This window comes from Streptomyces sp. NPDC001852 (genome assembly GCF_042891825.1).
GTDB lineage: Bacteria > Actinomycetota > Actinomycetes > Streptomycetales > Streptomycetaceae > Streptomyces.
Map to the genome: position 1 here is coordinate 20,819 of NZ_JBIATN010000018.1, position 18,922 is coordinate 39,740.

Annotated in this window: 17 protein-coding genes; 7 read left to right on the top strand and 10 right to left on the bottom strand. The window is 72.2% G+C overall.

Annotation, left to right across the window (positions count from 1 at the left end; translation table 11 throughout):
- Positions 1-129: 129 nt before the first annotated feature.
- Positions 130-5,121 carry an ATP-dependent helicase gene (locus tag ACFYZB_RS28435; protein WP_388763534.1) on the bottom strand — a complete coding sequence of 1,664 codons (4,992 nt, stop codon included), beginning with the start codon at positions 5,119-5,121 and terminating at the stop codon, positions 130-132.
- Between the two features lie 106 nt (positions 5,122-5,227).
- Here ACFYZB_RS28435 and ACFYZB_RS28440 point away from each other — a divergent pair, with 106 nt between their 5' ends.
- The 3 genes from ACFYZB_RS28440 to ACFYZB_RS28450 are packed head-to-tail and all read left to right on the top strand — an operon-like array spanning position 5,228 to position 7,354.
- Entirely contained in the window at positions 5,228-6,154 is a 927-nt protein-coding gene (locus ACFYZB_RS28440; RefSeq protein ID WP_388763536.1) for an AraC family transcriptional regulator, read from the top strand.
- Between the two features lie 22 nt (positions 6,155-6,176).
- Positions 6,177-7,049 carry an AzlC family ABC transporter permease gene (locus tag ACFYZB_RS28445; protein ID WP_388763538.1) on the top strand — a complete coding sequence of 291 codons (873 nt, stop codon included), beginning with the start codon at positions 6,177-6,179 and terminating at the stop codon, positions 7,047-7,049.
- Positions 7,046-7,354 carry an AzlD domain-containing protein gene (locus ACFYZB_RS28450; protein WP_351209046.1) on the top strand — a complete coding sequence of 103 codons (309 nt, stop codon included), beginning with the start codon at positions 7,046-7,048 and terminating at the stop codon, positions 7,352-7,354. The genes ACFYZB_RS28445 and ACFYZB_RS28450 overlap by 4 nt, the downstream gene beginning before the upstream one ends.
- A gap of 96 nt (positions 7,355-7,450) precedes the next feature.
- On the opposite strand, the gene ACFYZB_RS28455 is transcribed toward ACFYZB_RS28450, so the two are convergent.
- Positions 7,451-8,395 carry a hypothetical protein gene (locus tag ACFYZB_RS28455; RefSeq protein WP_388763540.1) on the bottom strand — a complete coding sequence of 315 codons (945 nt, stop codon included), beginning with the start codon at positions 8,393-8,395 and terminating at the stop codon, positions 7,451-7,453.
- Positions 8,396-8,475: 80 nt separating this feature from the next.
- Between ACFYZB_RS28455 and ACFYZB_RS28460 the strand changes: the two genes are divergently transcribed.
- The 4 genes from ACFYZB_RS28460 to recX all read left to right on the top strand — a co-directional run bounded on the left by ACFYZB_RS28460 (position 8,476) and on the right by recX (position 12,275).
- Positions 8,476-8,670 (top strand): DUF3046 domain-containing protein, encoded by a 195-nt coding sequence (locus ACFYZB_RS28460; protein WP_388763542.1) that lies wholly within the window; start codon positions 8,476-8,478, stop codon positions 8,668-8,670.
- Between the two features lie 49 nt (positions 8,671-8,719).
- On the top strand, positions 8,720-9,970 hold the full coding sequence (locus tag ACFYZB_RS28465; protein WP_388763543.1) for an AI-2E family transporter: 1,251 nt from the start codon (positions 8,720-8,722) through the stop codon (positions 9,968-9,970).
- Between the two features lie 304 nt (positions 9,971-10,274).
- On the top strand, positions 10,275-11,402 hold the full coding sequence (recA, locus tag ACFYZB_RS28470; protein WP_351209042.1) for a recombinase RecA: 1,128 nt from the start codon (positions 10,275-10,277) through the stop codon (positions 11,400-11,402).
- Between the two features lie 3 nt (positions 11,403-11,405).
- Positions 11,406-12,275, top strand: coding sequence for a recombination regulator RecX (recX, locus tag ACFYZB_RS28475; protein WP_388763545.1), 870 nt, complete (start codon positions 11,406-11,408; stop codon positions 12,273-12,275).
- Positions 12,276-12,329: 54 nt separating this feature from the next.
- On the opposite strand, the gene ACFYZB_RS28480 is transcribed toward recX, so the two are convergent.
- From ACFYZB_RS28480 to ACFYZB_RS28515, 8 genes are all read right to left on the bottom strand, one after another.
- Entirely contained in the window at positions 12,330-12,749 is a 420-nt protein-coding gene (locus tag ACFYZB_RS28480; RefSeq protein ID WP_388763690.1) for a rhodanese-like domain-containing protein, read from the bottom strand.
- The gene (locus ACFYZB_RS28485) at positions 12,740-13,273 is read right to left on the bottom strand and encodes a cysteine dioxygenase (RefSeq protein WP_351209040.1); all 534 of its coding nucleotides are present in this window, start codon (positions 13,271-13,273) and stop codon (positions 12,740-12,742) included. The genes ACFYZB_RS28480 and ACFYZB_RS28485 overlap by 10 nt, the downstream gene beginning before the upstream one ends.
- Before the next feature lie 69 nt (positions 13,274-13,342).
- Positions 13,343-13,429, bottom strand: a complete 87-nt coding sequence (locus ACFYZB_RS28490) for a putative leader peptide (protein ID WP_310875732.1) — start codon at positions 13,427-13,429, stop codon at positions 13,343-13,345.
- A 76-nt stretch (positions 13,430-13,505) separates the two neighbouring features.
- The gene (locus tag ACFYZB_RS28495) at positions 13,506-15,110 is read right to left on the bottom strand and encodes an FAD-dependent monooxygenase (RefSeq protein WP_388763547.1); all 1,605 of its coding nucleotides are present in this window, start codon (positions 15,108-15,110) and stop codon (positions 13,506-13,508) included.
- A 176-nt stretch (positions 15,111-15,286) separates the two neighbouring features.
- Complete coding sequence (locus tag ACFYZB_RS28500) at positions 15,287-16,237, bottom strand: amino acid ABC transporter permease (RefSeq protein ID WP_388763549.1); 951 nt, start codon at positions 16,235-16,237, stop codon at positions 15,287-15,289.
- Positions 16,234-16,899 (bottom strand): amino acid ABC transporter permease, encoded by a 666-nt coding sequence (locus ACFYZB_RS28505; protein ID WP_351209037.1) that lies wholly within the window; start codon positions 16,897-16,899, stop codon positions 16,234-16,236. The genes ACFYZB_RS28500 and ACFYZB_RS28505 overlap by 4 nt, the downstream gene beginning before the upstream one ends.
- A gap of 77 nt (positions 16,900-16,976) precedes the next feature.
- Complete coding sequence (locus tag ACFYZB_RS28510) at positions 16,977-17,813, bottom strand: glutamate ABC transporter substrate-binding protein (RefSeq protein WP_388763551.1); 837 nt, start codon at positions 17,811-17,813, stop codon at positions 16,977-16,979.
- Positions 17,814-17,891: 78 nt separating this feature from the next.
- Positions 17,892-18,671, bottom strand: a complete 780-nt coding sequence (locus tag ACFYZB_RS28515) for an amino acid ABC transporter ATP-binding protein (protein WP_351209035.1) — start codon at positions 18,669-18,671, stop codon at positions 17,892-17,894.
- Positions 18,672-18,922 lie beyond the last annotated feature (251 nt).

Genomic DNA, 18,922 nt, shown 5'->3' on the forward strand with positions numbered 1-18,922 from the left:
GTGCGGCGGGCATGCGGCCGCCCCGGCGTGGGTGCGACCGGTCACGACGGCGCCGCGGACGAAAGACGGCACATCGCGGCACCTCCACGCTTCGAGGCGCCTCCGCACTTCGCGGCACCCAGCGGAGCGTCACGCTCTCAGCCGCAGTCCGCGTGGCGTGGCCACGAAGCCCGCTGCTTCGAAAAGGGTACCTATGGGCGAGGTCAGTGCCTGTTCGCCGTTGATCCGCTCGACCGTGACCGTGCCGAGGGAGCCCGCGCGGGCGGCCGCGGCAAGGGCCTCCGCGGCCGTACCGAGACGGGGGTCGTCCGGGGGCGGAGTGTCCGGGCCGGAGGGCCAGGCCAGCAGGGTCTTGCCGCCGCGCTCCATGTACAGCGTCAGCTCGCCCTCCACCAGGACGACCAGCGAGCCCGCCTTGCGGCCCGGCTTGTGCCCGGCCTCGGTCGGCGGGTCGGGCCAGGACAGGGCCGCGCCGTAGGCGTTGGCGGGATCGGCCGCGGCGAGGACCACGGCACGCGGGTCGGGTGAGGCCGTGCTCGTACGACCGCTGCCGTACCCCCGGAGCGCCGGTGAGCCGTAGGCGCCCGCTCCGCCTCCTCGGGGGCCGCCGTAGCCGGGGGAGGCGAAGGGGTCGGGGAGGTCGCGGGGCGAGACATAGTCGCCGGGGGCGGACGGGGGGTCCGCCGGCGGCCAGGTGAAGTCGCCGTCGAGCCCGGGATGGGCGAAGCCGGCGTCCGACCCTTCGAAGGCGCCGGGGAGGGGGTGCGCGTGGGGTGGGCCGTTGCTCCCGCCGAAGTCGTCCGGGAACGCCGGTGCGGCAAAGCCGTTCGAGACGCCCGGGAAGCCGCTTCGGGGGTCCGCGGCGGTCAGGCCCTCGCCGCGTTCGCGGGCGTTGGACACCGCGCGGAGCCGGTCCACCGCGCCGTCCATGGCGAACTGGGCCGCGCCCAGGCCCTCGACCACATAGCCGCGCCGTGCCTGGCCGCTCTCCTCGAACGCGGACAGCACCCGGTACACCGCCGAGAAGCCGCCCTCGATCCCCTCCGCCGCGACCGCCCCGCGGGTGACCACGCCGTGCCGGTCCAGCAGGGTGCGGGCCAGCGCGTGGGCGCGCACGGTGGCGTCCGGCTCCGCTGCCGGGAGCAGTGACCAGCGGCCGGCCACCGTCGGCGGGCCGCTACGGGACGCGGTGCGGGCGGCGGCCGTCAGGGAGCCGTAGCGCCCGCGTGGGACGGCACGCTTGGCGCGGTGGGCGGTCGAGCCCGCCGTGCGGCCCGAGCCGAGCAGGGAGCGCATCGGTGCGAGAGTGTCGTTGGTCAGTCGGCCCGACCAGGCCAGGTCCCAGAGGGCGTCGGCGAGTTGGGGGTCGGTCGCGTCGGGATGGATGGTGGCACGGACCTGGTCGGCGATCTGACGGAAGAACAGGCCATAGCCGCCGGAGAGCGCGTCCAGCACGGACTGGTGGACCGCGGTGAGCTCGAGGGGGTGGGGCGTCGGCAGCAGCAGGGGGGCCGCGTCCGCCAGATAGAGGGAGACCCAGCCGTCCTTGCCGGGCAGGGCACCCGCGCCGGCCCACACCACTTCGCCGGCGGCGGTGAGCTCGTCGAGCATCGAGGGCGTGTAGTTCGCCACGCGGGAGGGCAGGACCAGCTTCTCCAGCGCGGAGGCCGGCACGGAGGCGCCCTGCAACTGCTCGACGGCGCGCACCAGTCCGTCGATGCCGCGCAGGCCGTGCCCCTTGCCGATGTGCTGCCACTGCGGCAGGAACTGGGCGAGCGCGGCCGGTGGCGCGGGCTCCAGCTCATGGCGCAGGGCCGCCAGGGAGCGGCGGCGCAGGCGGCGCAGTACGGCCGCGTCGCACCACTCCTGGCCGATGCCCGCCGGGTGGAACTCGCCCTGGACGACCCGGCCGTTCGCGGCGAGCCGCTGCAGGGCGCCCTCGGTGACCGCCACGCCCAGGCCGAAGCGGGCCGCGGCCGTGGCCGAGGTGAACGGGCCGTGCGTGCGCGCGTAGCGGGCGAGGAGATCGCCCAGGGGATCCTTGACCGGCTCGGTGAACGCCTCGGGCACACCGACCGGCAGTGCCGTGCCGAGCGCGTCGCGCAGCCGGCCCGCGTCCTCGACCGCCGCCCAGTGGTCGGCGCCGGCGATCCGGACCTTGATGGCCCGGCGGGCTCCGGCCAGTTCGCGCGCCCACTGCGGATCCGCGCCCCGGGCCACCAGCTCGGCGTCGGTCAGCGGGCCGAGCAGCCGCAGGACATCGGCCACGCCCTCCACGTCCTTGACCCGGCGGTCCTCGGTGAGCCACTGCAGCTCCCGCTCCAGCTCGGTCAGTACCTCGGCGTCGAGCAGTTCGCGCAGCTCCGCCTGGCCCAGCAGCTCGGCCAGCAGCCGGGAGTCCAGGGACAGCGCGGCGGCGCGGCGCTCGGCGAGCGGGGAGTCGCCCTCGTACAGGAACTGGGCGACGTACCCGAACAGCAGGGAGCGGGCGAACGGGGACGGCTCCGGCGTGGTGACCTCGACCAGGCGCACCCGGCGGGACTCGATGTCACCCATCAGCTCCGTGAGCCCGGGGACGTCGAAGACGTCCTGGAGGCACTCGCGGACGGCCTCCAGGACGATCGGGAAGGAGCCGAACTCGCTCGCCACCTGGAGCAGTTGGGCGGCGCGCTGGCGCTGCTGCCACAGCGGGGTGCGCTTGCCGGGGTTGCGGCGCGGCAGCAGCAGCGCGCGGGCGGCGCACTCGCGGAACCGGGAGGCGAACAGGGCGGAGCCGCCGACCTGGTCGGTGACGATCTGGTCGACCTCGCCCTTGTCGAAGGCGACGTCCGCAGCGCCGACGGGCGCCTGGTCGCTGTCGTACTCCGTGCCGGCCTTCATCGGTGCCTGGTCGAGCAGGTCCAGGCCCATCAGGTCGGCGTCGGGCAGGCGCAGCACGATGCCGTCGTCGGCATGCATGACCTGCGCGTCCATGCCGTACCGCTCGGACAGTCGGGCGCCGAGCGCCAGGGCCCAGGGGGCGTGCACCTGGGCGCCGAAGGGGGAGTGGACGACGACCCGCCAGTCGCCGAGCTCGTCGCGGAACCGCTCCACGACGATCGTGCGGTCGTCCGGGACGTGGCCGCAGGCCTCGCGCTGTTCGTCCAGGTACGACAGCACGTTGTCCGCCGCCCAGGCGTCGAGGCCGGCCGCCAGCAGCCGAAGCCGGGCGTCGTCCCTGGGCAGCGCGCCGACCTCGCGCAGGAACGCGCCCACTGCGCGGCCCAGTTCGAGGGGGCGGCCCAGCTGGTCGCCCTTCCAGAAGGGCAGTCGGCCCGGCACGCCGGGCGCGGGGGAGACCAGGACCCGGTCGCGGGTGATGTCCTCGATGCGCCAGGAACTCGTGCCCAGCGTGAAGACGTCCCCGACCCGGGACTCGTAGACCATCTCCTCGTCGAGCTCGCCGACCCGGCCGCCGCCCTTCTTGGGGTCGGCACCGGCGAGGAAGACCCCGAACAGTCCGCGGTCGGGGATCGTGCCGCCGGAGGTGACGGCGAGGCGCTGGGCGCCCGGGCGGCCGGTGATCTCGCCGGTCAGGCGGTCCCACACCACGCGCGGGCGCAACTCCGCGAACGCGTCGGACGGATAGCGGCCCGCGAGCATGTCGAGGACCGCCGTGAACGCCGACTCGGGCAGCGACGCGAAGGGGGCCGCACGACGGACCACGGCGAGCAGGTCGTCGAACTGCCAGGTCTCCAGCGCCGTCATCGCGACCAACTGCTGCGCGAGCACGTCCAGCGGGTTCGCGGGGACCTTCAGCGACTCGATCGAGCCGGAGCGCATCCGCTCGGTGACCACGGCCGCCTGGACGAGGTCGCCGCGGTACTTGGGGAAGACGACGCCGGTGGAGACCGCGCCCACCTGGTGTCCCGCGCGGCCGACGCGCTGCAGCCCGGAGGCGACCGAGGGCGGGGACTCGACCTGCACGACCAGGTCGACGGCGCCCATGTCGATGCCCAGCTCCAGGCTGGACGTGGCGACCACGGCGGGCAGGCGGCCTGCCTTCAGGTCCTCCTCGACCAGGGCGCGCTGCTCCTTGGAGACCGAGCCGTGGTGGGCGCGGGCGATCACCGGGGGCGCGCCCTGGGCCGCGCCCGAGCCGCCCATCAGCTGGGCCGGGGCGTGGTGCTCGTCCAGGGTTTCGCCGGTCGCCCGCTCGTAGGCGATCTCGTTGAGCCGGTTGCACAGCCGCTCGGCGAGGCGCCGGGAGTTGGCGAACACGATCGTGGAGCGGTGGGACTGGACCAGGTCGGCGATCCGCTCCTCCACATGCGGCCAGATCGACGGCCGCTCCGCGCCCTCGCCCGCGTCCGCCGCGGGGGAGCCGCCCAGCTCGCCCATGTCCTCGACCGGGACGACCACGGACAGGTCGAACTCCTTGCCGGACTCCGGCTGGACGATCTCCACCTTGCGGCGCGGTGAGAGGTACCGGGCCACCTCGTCCACCGGGCGGACGGTCGCCGACAGGCCGATCCGGCGGGCCGGCTTCGGCAGCAGCTCGTCCAGCCGCTCCAGGGAGAGCGCGAGATGGGCGCCGCGCTTGGTACCCGCGACCGCGTGCACCTCGTCCAGGATCACCGTCTCCACGCCCGTCAGCGCGTCGCGCGTGGCCGAGGTAAGCATCAGGAACAGTGACTCGGGGGTGGTGATCAAGATGTCCGGCGGGCGGGTGGACAGCGCGCGCCGCTCGGCGGCCGGGGTGTCGCCGGAGCGGATACCGACCCGGACCTCGGGCTCGGGCAGGCCCAGGCGCACGGACTCCTGGCGGATGCCGGTCAGCGGGCTGCGGAGATTGCGCTCGACGTCGACCGCGAGGGCCTTCAGCGGGGAGACATAGAGCACCCGGCAGCGTTTCTTCGGGTCGGCCGGGGGCGGGGTCGAGGCCAGCTGATCCAGGGCGGCGAGGAACGCGGCCAGCGTCTTGCCCGAGCCGGTCGGGGCCACCACCAGCACGTCCGAGCCCGCACCGATGGCCTGCCACGCGCCGGCCTGGGCCGCGGTGGGCGCGGAGAACGCCCCCGTGAACCAGCCGCGGGTCGCGGGTGAGAAGCCGTCGAGGGCCCGGTGTGCGGAGCTGACCATGCGTCCATCCTGCACCCGGCCACTGACAATCGTGCTGACCTGGGCAAACGCCGTGCGGAGGTGAGTGGGCGGGCCGGTCGCGGACAGCGGGGCGGAGAATGGGCGCATGGCGGGTGCGGCTCGACGGGGCGAGGAACGGACGCACGGGACGACGGGGGCGCGTCGGCCGGTGGAGCGTGCGCGGCACTGGCGGTACGACGATCTGCCGGGCGTCGATCTGCTGCGGGCCCGGTACATCCGCAAGACCTTCGTCCGGCACACCCACGAGCACTTCGTGATCGCGGCCATAGCCGACGGCGTCGAGGTCTTCCACCACCGTGGCACCGACGTGTCCGCGGGCGCGGGAGCCCTCGCTCTGGTCAACCCGGACACCGCGCACACCGGCCGCGCAGGCGTCCCCGAGGGCTGGCGGTACGGCGCGGTCTACCCCTCACCCGAGGTGGTCGCCGCGATCGCGGCCGAGACCACCACCATTCGGGGCACGCCGGGTTTCGTCAGCCCCGTCCTCGACGACCCCTACACGGTCGGCCTGGTCCACCAGGTGCTGCGCGCCGCCGACGAGGGCAACGCGCTGGCCGCCGACACCCTGCTGCGGGTGGCCGTGACCAGGCTGCTCCGGCTGAACGGCGGACCGCTGCCGCAGCGGCCGGTCCGCTCGGCCGGAGCCGGTGTCGCGGCACGCGCGCGTGCCGTGCTGGACGAGCGGATGGCCGAGCCGCCGACCCTGGAACGGCTGGCCACCGACCTCGGCACCAGCCCGTTCGCCCTCCTTCGGGCGTTCCGTGACGCCTACGGCATGCCGCCGCACGCCTGGCTGACCGACGCCCGCGTGCGGCGAGCGCGGCTCCTGCTGGACGCGGGCTCGCCCCCCGCCGAGGCGGCCACGGCCGTCGGCTTCACCGACCAGCCGCACCTCAACCGGCACTTCACCCGGATCGTCGGCGTGCCGCCGGGGGCCTACCAGCGCGAGCGCAGGAACGCGGGCGAGCCGAGGGGCATGCGCGGGCGCAAGAACGTACAAGACCCGCGGTGAGGGACGTCCGTACCGTCGGGGCGTGGCACAGCAGACAGCATGCGTGGACATGACCGCCGACGGCGCGGACAAGCCCGACCGGGCCGTCGTACGGGACGCCCTCGGGGTCGGCGTCGCCGTGGGTCTGTCCGGCTTCGCCTTCGGGGTGACCTCGGCCGGGAGCGGGCTCGGGCTGCTCCAGACCTGTGCGCTCAGCCTCCTGGTCTTCACCGGCGCTTCCCAGTTCGCCCTGGTCGGAGCGCTCGCCGCCGGAGGCAATCCGTTCACGGCGGCCGCCGGCGCCTTCTTCCTCGGCATGCGCAACGCCTTCTACGGGCTGCGCCTGTCACACCTGCTCGCCCTCCCGCGCGTGGTGCGGCCGTTCGCCGCCCAGTGGGTGATCGACGAGACGACGGCGGTCACCCTGGCCCAGCCGACCCGGCGCGCCCGGCGGATCGGCTTCACCGTCACCGGGCTCACGCTGTACGCGCTCTGGAACCTCACCACGCTGCTCGGCGCGCTCGGCGCCAAGGCCATCGGTGACACGCGCGCGTGGGGCCTCGACGCGGCCGGACCCGCCGTGTTCCTGGCACTCCTCGCGCCGATGCTGAGAACGACCACCGAGCGCGCGGTCGCGGGCCTGGCGGTCCTGCTGGGCCTCGGCCCGCTGCCCGTGCTGCCGGCCGGCGTTCCGGTCCTGGTGGCAGCCCTGGCGGCGCCGATCGCGCTCGTCGCCGAGGGCCGCCGCGAGGGGCGTGGCCGACAAGGGGTACGACGCGCGCCGGGCCGGCCGGGTGGACCGGCTGGACCCACCGCATCGGAAGGAGTGGGCCGGGTGGACCGGATTGACCAGGTTGACCGGATCAATGAAGTGGACGGACCGGACGGCGGCGCCGTGGCGGAGGGGGACCGGTGAACACCTGGATTGCGATCGGCCTGACCGCCCTCGGCTGTTACGCCGTCAAGCTCGCCGGGCTGCTGGTGCCCGCGGGCGTCATGGAGCGGCCGTTCGTACGGCGGCTCGCCGCCCTGCTGCCCGTCGCCCTCCTCGCCGCGCTCACGGCTCAGCAGACGTTCTCCGACGGGCACGCGCTCGTGCTGGACGCACGGGTCGCGGGGCTCGGTGCGGCCGCCGTGGCGCTGGTGCTGCGCGCGCCGTTCCTGCTGGTCGTCGGTGCGGCCGTGGTGGTGACGGCGGGCCTACGGGCGCTTGGTGGATGATGCGGGAGCGGCGCGGGCCGGCGCGGTTCACACGCGGGCGGCTCCGCGCGTGAACCGGTTCGGCCCGGCCGCCGCGGGCGGCCGCACGGCACCGGCTCAGCCCACGAAACGGCCGTACGCCCGCAGGGTGCGCAGGGCTTCGACCGTCACCAGGGGACGTGCCTCCAGTGCCGGGGCCGGGGCCCACTGGCGCCACCGGACCGGCCAGCCGCCGTCCTCCTGCTGCTCGGCGGCCAGGTGGTCCAGGGAGCGTGTCATCTCGTCGTCCGTGAACCACGCGCGCGCGAGTGACTCCGGAGACCTGGCGAAGTCGTGCGGGAAGTGGTGCTCGCCCGGCGCGTAGCCCGACGCGACCGGATACGCGTCGAGCCGGTCCGGGTCCAGAGCCGCGAGCCGCTGCTCGCGAACCAGGCGGCCCAGACGGTCCGCGGCGGCCTCCGCGCGCGAACGGTCGGGAGCGGAGTCGAGGAAGGCCACGGCGGCCTCCACCTCGTAGGGGTGGGACTTCTCCAGGGTCTCCACGGCCTGCCAGCAGAAGTCGGTGGCCCGGAACAGCCAGGCGTGCCACACCTCGTTGCGGTGCAGCAGTCCCACCACCGGTCCCGTGGCGAGCAGCTCGCTGGGAGGGTCGTCGACGACCGGGACGAACGGCGCCACCGGATATCCGCGCTGGCTGGGATGGATCGCCGGCAGGGCGCCGTCCGCGGTGGAGATCGAGGTCAGATAGCGGCACACGCGTTCGACCCGCTGCCCGCCGCAGCGCCCGATGGCGTCCAGGACGCGCAGCGCATGCGCGGTGTGCAGGGGCTGGCTCACGGGGCCGCGCAGATCGGGCTCCAGCGCGTGCCCGTACCCGCCGTCCTCGTTGCGGTAGGCGTCCAGCGCCGCTTCCACCGCGTCCGGGGTGCCGTGGAGGAAGTGGTACGCGAAGAGGCGCTGTTCCAGCACGCGCGCGGTGAGCCACACGAACTGCTCGGCGCGGAAGAGCGGGGAGCGCGCCGGGGGCGGGGAGGGGAGTGGGGAAGCTCCTGTTTCGGCCATGGGTCAGACCGTAGGACGGAAAGCGGTCTCGGCAAGGGCTCACGGCCGGGGCCCACCCCCAGGGGCGGGATACTGGAGTCATGCGGTTGACGGTCTTCTGGCAGCGGATGGCGGAACACTTCGGTCCGGGGTACGCCGACACCTTCGCGCGCGATCACGTCATGTCGGAGCTGGGCGGGCGCACGGTGCACGAGGCGCTGGACGCCGGCTGGGACGCGAAGGACGTGTGGCGCGTGGTCTGCGCGGTGATGAACGTGCCGGGCGAGCGGCACTGACCCGTTGCCCCGAGCGCAGGCTGCCGGTGGGGTGGGCGAGACTTGGCGCGTGGCACCGATGGACGAGCACAACGAGCCGCTGACCCGGGACGCGGCACCGACCGGCACGACACGGCCCGAGCGGCCCACAGCCCCCGACGCAGTCGCCGCGGGCGGCCGCATGCCGCGCTGGCTGCCGCGCGCCATGATGCTCGCGCTCGCGCTGATCGCCGCGTTCCAGCTCGGCAGCTGGGCCTTCCACCAGCTGACCGGACTGTTGATCAACGTATTGATCGCGTTCTTCCTGGCCCTGGCGATCGAGCCCGCAGTGAGCCGGATGGCCGCCCGCGGCATGCGCCGGGGACTGGCCACCTTCCTTGTCTTCCTCGGGTTGACGATCGCCGTCGCCGGGTTCGTCGCCCTGCTCGGCTCCATGCTGGCCGGCCAGATCATCAAGATGGTCGAGGGCTTCCCGCAGTACCTTGACTCGCTCATCAACTGGATCAATGAGACCTTCCACACCGAACTCCGGCGCGTGGACGTCCAGGAGGGCCTGCTCCACTCCGACTGGCTGCGCAAGTACGCGCAGACCAGCGCCGCCGGTGTCCTCGACGTCTCCGCGCAGGTGCTCGGCGGGCTGTTCCAGCTCCTGACCGTGGGGCTGTTCTCCTTCTACTTCGCGGCCGACGGCCCCCGGCTGCGCCGCGCCCTGTGTTCTGTCCTGCCGCCCGCACGCCAGGCGGAGGTGCTGCGGGCCTGGGAGATCGCCGTCGACAAGACGGGCGGCTACCTCTACTCGCGCGGCCTGATGGCGCTCGTCTCCGGCGTCGCCCACTACATCCTGCTCCAGTCCCTCGGCGTGCCGTACGCACCCGTGCTCGGCGTCTGGGTGGGCCTCGTCTCGCAGTTCATCCCGACCATCGGCACCTACCTCGCCGGCGCGCTGCCGATGCTGATCGCGTTCACCGTCAACCCCTGGTACGCGGTGTGGGTGCTGGCCTTCGTGGTGGTCTACCAGCAGTTCGAGAACTACATGCTCCAGCCCAAACTGACCGCCAGGACGGTCGACATCCACCCCGCGGTCGCCTTCGGCTCGGTCATCGCCGGCACCGCGCTGCTGGGCGCCGTCGGCGCGCTGATCGCCATCCCGGCGGTGGCCACCCTCCAGGCCTTCCTGGGGGCGTATGTGAAGCGGTACGCCGTCACGGACGATCCCCGGGTGCACGGGCACCGCGGCCGGGGACCAGGCAGTCCCGGGATGCCGGCGCGGATACGCGGGCCGCGGGCCGCGCAGCCCCGGCCGGAGGAGTCGTCGCCCTGAACCGGTGGGCCCGGAAGGCGGAAGGCAGCCGTGATGGGTCAAGGCATTCCGGGGCGGTCCGCGCGGTCGTCGTCCGGTCGAGGACACCTGCCCTGCACCGCCGGAAGCAGCGCTTGACACCAAAATCGAACATCCATTCTCATGGAGGCTCAGGCGAGGCTTTGGTCGGTGGATTTCGCCCCGTTTTGCGGGAAGAAGTCCCATGGTTATCCACAGGCTGGGCCTGCGTCGGGGCGCATTGTCAGTGGCAGGCGTTAGCGTCTTTGACGTGAAGCGATCGACTCAAGCAAACCGGGTGGAACCCATGGCAGGAACCGACCGCGAGAAGGCGCTCGACGCCGCGCTCGCGCAGATTGAACGGCAATTCGGCAAGGGCGCGGTCATGCGCATGGGCGAGCGGGCGAAGGAGCCCATCGAGGTCATCCCGACCGGGTCGACCGCGCTCGACGTCGCCCTCGGCGTCGGTGGCCTTCCGCGTGGCCGTGTCGTGGAGATCTACGGACCGGAGTCCTCCGGTAAGACGACCCTTACCCTGCACGCCGTGGCCAACGCCCAGAAGGCCGGCGGCCAGGTCGCGTTCGTGGACGCGGAGCACGCTCTCGACCCCGAGTACGCGAAGAAGCTGGGCGTCGACATCGACAACCTGATCCTCTCCCAGCCCGACAACGGCGAGCAGGCCCTGGAGATCGTGGACATGCTGGTCCGCTCCGGCGCCCTCGATCTCATCGTCATCGACTCCGTCGCCGCGCTCGTCCCGCGCGCGGAGATCGAGGGCGAGATGGGCGACAGCCACGTCGGTCTCCAGGCCCGCCTGATGAGCCAGGCTCTGCGGAAGATCACCAGCGCGCTCAACCAGTCCAAGACCACCGCGATCTTCATCAACCAGCTGCGCGAGAAGATCGGCGTGATGTTCGGCTCCCCGGAGACCACGACCGGTGGCCGGGCGCTGAAGTTCTACGCCTCGGTGCGTATCGACATCCGCCGCATCGAGACCCTGAAGGACGGCACCGAGGCGGTCGGCAACCGCACCCGCTGCAAGGTCGTCAAGAACAAGGTCGCGCCGCCCTTCAAGCAGGCCGAGTTCGACATCCTCTACGGCCAGGGCATCAGCCGCGAGGGCGGCCTGATCGACATGGGCGTGGAGCACGGCTTCGTCCGCAAGGCCGGCGCCTGGTACACGTACGAGGGCGACCAGCTCGGCCAGGGCAAGGAGAACGCGCGCAACTTCCTCAAGGACAACCCCGACCTGGCCAACGAGATCGAGAAGAAGATCAAGGAAAAGCTGGGCGTCGGTGTCCGGCCGGAGGAGCCCGCCGCCGAGCCGGGCGGGGACGCGGCGGTCACCACCGCGGCCGCCGACGACGCCAAGACGGTGCCCGCCCCGGCAGCCGCCAAGGCCACCAAGCCCAAGGCCGCTGCAGCCAAGAGCTGACCCGTGACACGACGAACCGACTGGGCCGAGTACGAGTACGCCACCCCCGGTGCCCCACGGGGGAGGGGCACCGGGGGCCGCCCGGACTCCACCCCGGGCGGTGACGGCGGGCACCCGGACGACGGTCACAAGGGTCACGACGGGTACGACGAGTACCGCGGCGCCGGTGGATACGGGGATGCCGGCGGCGCCCATCCGGGGAGCACGGGCGACGAGCCGTACGGGGGCGGCTCGCCCGGCCGTGGCTCCCGGGGTGGTGCCGGCCCGCGGGGTGGCCGGGGGCGCGGCCGGCGGCGGCACGGCTTCGGCGACGCGCCCGGTGAGGACGAAGGCCCCCCTTCCTCGTCGAGGGCCGAGCGGGGGGAGTCTTCGGGGGACCCGGCTGAGCGGGCCCGGGCGATCTGCCTGCGCCTGCTCACCGGGACCCCGCGCACCCGAAAGCAACTCGCGGACGCCCTGCGCAAGCGGGAGATCCCCGAGGACGTGGCCGAGGAGGTGCTGTCGCGGTTCGAGGAGGTCGGGCTGATCGACGACAGCGCGTTCGCGGACGCCTGGGTGGAGTCCCGGCACCACGGCCGGGGACTCGCACGCCGGGCGCTCGCCCAGGAACTGCGCACCAAGGGGGTCGACTCCGCGCTGATCGACGAGGCCGTCTCCCAGCTCGACTCCGAGCAGGAGGAGGCGACCGCCCGTGAGCTCGTGGACCGCAAACTGCGCGCCACCCGTGGCCTCGACCGTGACAAGCGGCTCCGCCGCCTCGCCGGCATGCTCGCCCGCAAGGGCTACCCCGAGGGCATGGCCCTCCGCGTCGTCCGCCAGGCCCTGGAGGAAGAGGGCGAGGACACGGAGTTCCTCGGAGACGGGGACTACTGACCCCGGATCCCGGGTGGTGACGATGGCCACGACCAGCAGGCGCTGAGGGGCCGTTCAGGGCTTCGCCGGCTCCACCGGGAGGCCTTCCGCCCGCCATGCCTGGAAGCCGCCCACGAGGTCCGTCGCCCGGTGCAGGCCCAGTTGGCGGAGGGAGGCGACCGCGAGGCTGGAGGCGTAGCCCTCGTTGCAGACCACCACGACACGCAGGTCATGGCCGGTGGCCTCGGGGACGCGATGGCTGCCCTGGGGATCGAGGCGCCACTCCAGCTCGTTGCGCTCGATGACGAGTGCGCCGGGGATCACCCCGTCCCGCTCGCGCAGGGCCGCATACCGGATGTCGACCAGAAGCGCCTCGCCCGTCCGCGCCGCCTCGTCCGCCTCCCGTGCCTCGATGCGCCGGTAGCCCGCGCGCACCCGCTCCAGCAACTCGTCGATGCCGACCGGTACTTCACCGCCGGTGCCGCTCACTGCCAGTCCTCCGGGCGTTCGACCTGCTCCAGACGCAGGACCTGCCCGCTGCGGCTGTAGCGGCGGATGCGCGGCAGGGGCGGGTAATAGGCGTGCACCGAGATCGCGTGCTGGGTACGGGAGTCGTTGAGGACCTCGTGGACATGGTGCCGGCCGAAGGCGCGGCCCTCGCCGACGGTCAGCCGGCGTTCGCGGTCCACGTCCTCGGCGAGTTCCAGGGTCTTCCAGCCGTCGGTCGGCAGTCGAGTGGCGAGCGAGTTCTCCTTGAGAACGCCCGAGGCGGTGAGGAACGCGCCGACCGAGTCGGCGTGGTCGTGCCAGCCGGTGCCGGTGCCGGGCGGCCAGCCGATGAGCCACGCCTCGCTGCCGCCCGGCCCCTCCAGCCGCACCCAGGTGCGGCCCTCCGGGTCGAGCGGGAGGGAGGCGATCAGCTCGGCGTCGGCGGCCGTACGCCGCACGAAGTCGAGGAGGTCCGCCTGCGTGGGCGCCGAGCCGACGGCAGGGGACACGGGAACGGGGGAAACAGACACGTGCACCGTCCTGGGAAGGTTCGCGGAACGGGCGCACCGCGGCGCCCGGAAGAAGGGGGGGATGCGAATTCAGCAGGACGGGCGACACACGCAGCCCGCGTAGCGGATGAGGTCCATGTGGACCCTCCGCCACAGGCGCACGCAGGTGTCGGTCATGGTCCGGAGTACAGCATGCCGGTGTAATTCGGTCAACTCACCGTCACCATGTGGACAGCGGGTGACGGTCGTGGCGTCAGCGGGCGCCGGAGGCCGCCTGTGCCTCCTCCTTGGCGGCGCCGCCCACCGTCGCCTCCGCCGCCGCGTACAGGTCGGCGGGCCGGACCCCGCTCAGTGCGGTCACCAGGTGGCCGTCGGGGCGCACGAGCAGCACGCTGTGCGCCGGCGCACCCGGGTAGCTCTCGGCCACCAGCAGCTCGGCGGGGTACGGCAGCGCGGTCACGGCCGCCGCGAGCCGGGGCATCACGCCGGCGGAGACCCAGTGCTTGCGGTCCCACACCCCTGTGCCGGGCGCGATCAGCACGACGAGGAGGGCGCCGCGGCCGAGCCGTTCGCGCAGTTGGACGAAGGAACCATCCTCCGCGGTGACCCGTACGTCGGTGACGGCCGCGCCGGGCGGGGTGCCGACCGGGATCTCGCCCTCCAGATTCCGGGGCGCGAGCGGCGAGCCGGCGTACGCCCCTGGCGCACCGAGCGGCCCGCGGCCGAGGTGACCGTCCGTGAGCAGCGCGTCGTGGCCGCGCGCCGCACCCGGGACGATCTGGCGCAGTCCGCCGGCGCCGCGCAGCACCGGCAGCGCCTGGTCGGCGGCGCGCAGCCGGGCGGCGACCACCGCGCGCCGCTCTGTCTGGTAGCTGTCCAGCAGCGCCTCGTGCCGGCCGTGGTGCCAGGCCGGGGCCAGCTTCCAGGCGAGGTTGTCGGCGTCCCGGAGACCCTCGTCCAGGCCCTGGGTGCCGAGCGCGCCGAGCAGATGGGCCGCGTCCCCGGCGAGGAAGACCCGGCCGACGCGCCAGCGGCGGGCCAGCCGGTGGTGCACCGTGTGGACACCGGTGTCGAGCAGCTCGTACGGCGGTGTCGAGCCGTCCGTCCAGCCCGCGAGCGTCTCGCGGATCCGGGCCACCAGGATCTCGGGCGTGACCAGGTCCTTGCCCGGGGGCAGCAGCCAGTCCAGGCGCCACACGCCGTCCGGGAGGGGGCGGGCGGTCACCTCCCCGGCCGAGGAGCCGGACTGCCGCCACGGCGGCGCCCGATGGAGCAACGTCCGGCCCTGCCAGGGAAGTTCCACGCGCAGAGCGGCGACCGCGTGCCGCTCCACCGCCGTACGGCCGGGGAAGCGGATGTCCTGGAGTTTGCGCACCGTGGAGCGCGGGCCGTCGCAGCCGACCAGGTAACTGCCGCGCCACCAGGTGCCGTTCGGGCCCCGGGTGTGCGCGGTGACGCCGGAACGCTCCTGCTCGATCGAGTCCAGACGGCTGTCCACGGCCACCTTCACCAGCGGCTCGTCGGCGACGGCCGCGCGCAGGGCGCCGGTGACCACGTGCTGGGCGATGTGCAGCGGAGCCGCCGGGTCCGCCTCCTCGAAGGTGATCTCGCTCATCACCTGCTTGCGCCTGAGGGACCGCCATCCGGCCCAGCGCACGCCCTGCTCACCGAGCGCCACCCCGGTCAGCCGCTCCAGCAGGGCGGCCGTGTCCTCGCGCAGTACGACGGTGCGGGCCGAGCGGGGTTCGTCCTTGCCGGGACCCTCGTCCAGGACGACGGACGGCACCTCCTGGCGGGCCAGCGCGAGGGCGAGCGCAAGCCCGACGGGCCCCGCTCCGACGATGATCACCGGGTCCATGACGCGGCGCCCCCTGCCCGTGACGATGCCCTGACGGAGACAAGTGAACAGGAAGGGGGAGCGGGGTGCACGATCACAGAACGTATGCAACCCATTGGCAGAGTTTGCGTCAAGCGAACGGAGGCAGTGGCGATCAGGCCACTGCCTCCGGGCGTTTCATATCACCTGAATGAACGTCAGTTCCCGTGTCCGCCGCCGTGGTGACCGCCGCCCACGAAGGGACCGCTGAGGTCGGCGGCGCCTCCGGCCCCGGTCGCCGCCGTACCCGCGATGTCCGTGACGTCCTGGGCGCCGAGCACCGCCCCGGTCGACTTCTTGCCGCGCCGCAGCCTGGCCTCCAGCCAGCTCGCGAACGAGGTCAGCGAGAAGTTGATGATCACGAAGATCACGGCCACCACGGTCAGCGAGGCGATCATGTTGCCGTAGTAGCCGGCCATCGTGTTGGCCGAGGCCATCAGTTCGGGGAAGGTGAGGACCGCGCCGCCGAGGGCGGTGTCCTTCACGATGACCACCAACTGGCTGACGATGGCCGGGAGCATGGTGGTGACCGACTGCGGCAGCAGGATGAGCCGCATCATCTGCCCCTTGCGCAGACCGATCGCCAGGGCCGCCTCGGACTGCCCCTTCGGCAGGGCGAGAATGCCCGCGCGGACGATCTCCGCGAGCACGGACGCGTTGTACAGCACCAGGCCGGTGACGACCGCGTAGAACGGCCGGTCGTCCGAAGTGACGTCGGTGTACTGGGCGAAGAGCGCGAGCCCGAAGATCATCAGCACCAGGACGGGGATCGCGCGGAAGAACTCGACCACGATCGTGGCCGGGACGCGCACCCACAGGTGGTCAGAGAGCCGGGCGATACCGAGGACGGCACCGAGCGGCAGTGCGATGATCATTGCCAGGGCCGCCGCCTCCAGGGTCTTCTGCAGACCGGGCCAGATGTACGTCGAGTACGCCTCGGTGCCGCTGAAGAAGGGCTTCCACAGGGCCCAGGCCAGCTGCCCCTTGTCGTCGAACGACTTGTACACCCACCATGCGACGGCCGCGAGGGCGATCAGGAAGACCGCCGTGTACAGGATGTTGCGCCGCTTGGCGCGGGGTCCCTGGACGTCGTACAGGACCGAGCTCATCGCTTCACCGCCACCTTCTTGCCCACCCAGCCGAGGATCAGACCGGTCGGCAGGGTCAGGCAGACGAACCCGAAGGCGATGACCGCGGAGATCGCCAGCAGCTCCGCCTCGTTCTCGATCATCTTCTTCATCAGGAACGCCGCCTCCGCCACGCCGATCGCGGCCGCGACCGTCGTGTTCTTCGTCAGCGCGATCAGTACGTTGGTCAGCGGACCGACGGCCGCGCGGAGGGCCTGCGGCAGCACGACCAGCCCCAGCACCTGGGGGAAGCTCAGCCCGATGGCCCGGGCAGCCTCCGCCTGGCCGACCGGCACCGTGTTGATGCCGGCCCGGATCGCCTCGCACACGAAGGCCGAGGTGTAGACGATCAGACCGAGCACGGCCAGCCGGAAGTTGATCGTGTCGAAGTCGCTTGCACCGAGGCTGATGCCGAGCGTCTGGTTGAGGCCGAGGGAGGAGAAGAGGATGATCACCGTGAGCGGGATGTTCCGCACGATGTTCACGTAGGCGGTGCCGAAACCGCGCATCAGCGGTACCGGGCCCACCCGCATGGCGGCCAGCAGAGTGCCCCAGACCAGGGAGCCCACGGCCGACAGCAGCGTCAGCTGCACGGTCGTCCAGAAGGCGCCCAGCACGTCGTACTTGTCAAGAAAGTCGAACACGATCTCCCGCGCTTCCGCGTGTAGGGATGCCCCGGTGCGCCGCCGTGTTCAGAGACGGCGCACCGGACGGCGTTGCCTCAGCTCTTGATGTCGCCGATCTTCGGGGCGGGCTCGTTCTTGTAGTCGGCCGGGCCGAAGTTCTTCCTCACGGCCACCTCCCAGGAGCCGTCGGAGACCATCTCCTCGAGGGCCTTGTCGATCTTGGCCTTGAGGGCGCTGCCCTTCTTGACGCCGATGCCGTAGTTCTCGTTGGTCATCTTGAAGCCGCCGAGCTTGAACTTGCCCTTGAACTGGGCCTGGGAGGCGTAGCCCGCGAGGATCGAGTCGTCCGTGGTGAGGGCCTCGATGGCGCCGCTCTGCAGACCGCCGAGACAGGCCGAGTAGGTCGGGTACGTCACGAGGTCGGCCTTGGGGGCCAGCTTGTCGTGGAGGTTCTGCGCCGAGGTGGAGCCGGCCACCGAGCAGAGCTTCTTGCCGTTCAGGTCCGCGGGAGACTTGATCTTCGTGTCGTCCGCCCGCAGCAGCACGTCCTGGTGGGCCAGCAGGTACGGCCCGGCGAAGTCGACCTTCTGCTCGCGCTTCGGGGTGATCGAGTAGGTGGCGGCGATGAAGTCGACGTCACCGCGCTGCAGCATGGTCTCGCGGTCGGCGCTCTTCGACTCCTTCCACTCGATCTGGTCCGCGCTGTAGCCGAGCTTCTTGGCGACATAGGTGGCCACGTCCACGTCGAAGCCCGAGTAGCCCTGCGGGGTCTTCTGGCCGAGGCCCGGCTGGTCGAACTTGATGCCGATGGCGATCTTCTTGCCGCCACCGGAGGAGCCGTTGTCGTCCTTCTTGCCGCCGCCGCACGCGGTGGCGCCCACGGCGAGCGCGAGTACGGCGGCCGAGGCGGCGGTGACCTTGCGGAGCTTCATGGTGAACATCCTTCTGAAGGGTGAGGAACGAGGTCCGTTGGAAAAGCCAACCCAGGGGCGCGGGGCGGGCCTGCGACGTCAGTGGTGCAGGATCTTGGACAGGAAGTCCTTGGCCCGGTCGCTGCGCGGGTTGCTGAAGAACTGGTCGGGTGCAGCCTGTTCGACGATCCGGCCGTCGGCCATGAAGACCACACGGTTCGCGGCCGATCGAGCGAAGCCCATCTCGTGGGTGACGACGACCATCGTCATGCCGTCACGGGCGAGCTGCTGCATGACCTCGAGGACCTCGTTGATCATCTCGGGGTCGAGGGCGGAGGTCGGCTCGTCGAAGAGCATGACCTTCGGGCCCATCGCCAGGGCCCGCGCGATGGCGACGCGCTGCTGCTGGCCGCCGGACAGCTGCGCGGGGTACTTGTCGGCCTGGGTGCCCACGCCGACCCGGTCGAGCAGTGACCGGGCCTTCTCCTCGGCCTGCTTCTTGTCCGCCTTGCGGACCTTGAGCTGGCCCAGCATCACGTTCTCGAGCACGGTCTTGTGCGCGAAGAGGTTGAAGGACTGGAAGACCATCCCGACGTCCGCCCGCAGCCGGGCCAGCTCCCTGCCCTCCTGGGGCAGGGGCTTGCCGTCGATGGTGATCGTGCCCGAGTCGATCGTCTCCAGGCGGTTGATGGTGCGGCACAGGGTCGACTTTCCGGACCCGGAGGGCCCGATGACCACGACGACCTCGCCGCGGGCGATCGTCAGGTCGATGTCCTGGAGCACGTGCAACGCGCCGAAGTGCTTGTTGACGCTCTTCAGGACGACCAGTTCGTCGGACGTGACCACAGTGTCTTCCTTGGTCACCGATACATTGGTCATCGCTTTCGGGCTCCGTCCTCCTCGGTTTCGCAGGACAGTAGTGAGGGGCTGTGACCTGCGTCATCACATCTGAGGGAGATCTGAGCATCACGATCAGATAGCAATCGGACACGTGTCGTAGCACTTGCCGCCCGTGTGCGTATCGGCCGGATAACGGAAGCGGCGGGCAACCGGAACCCTCTTGACGCCGTCCTTGTACATCGGCGTCACTGCCATGGTGCACGCGCGCGTGAGCAGATGCGAGGCACGTG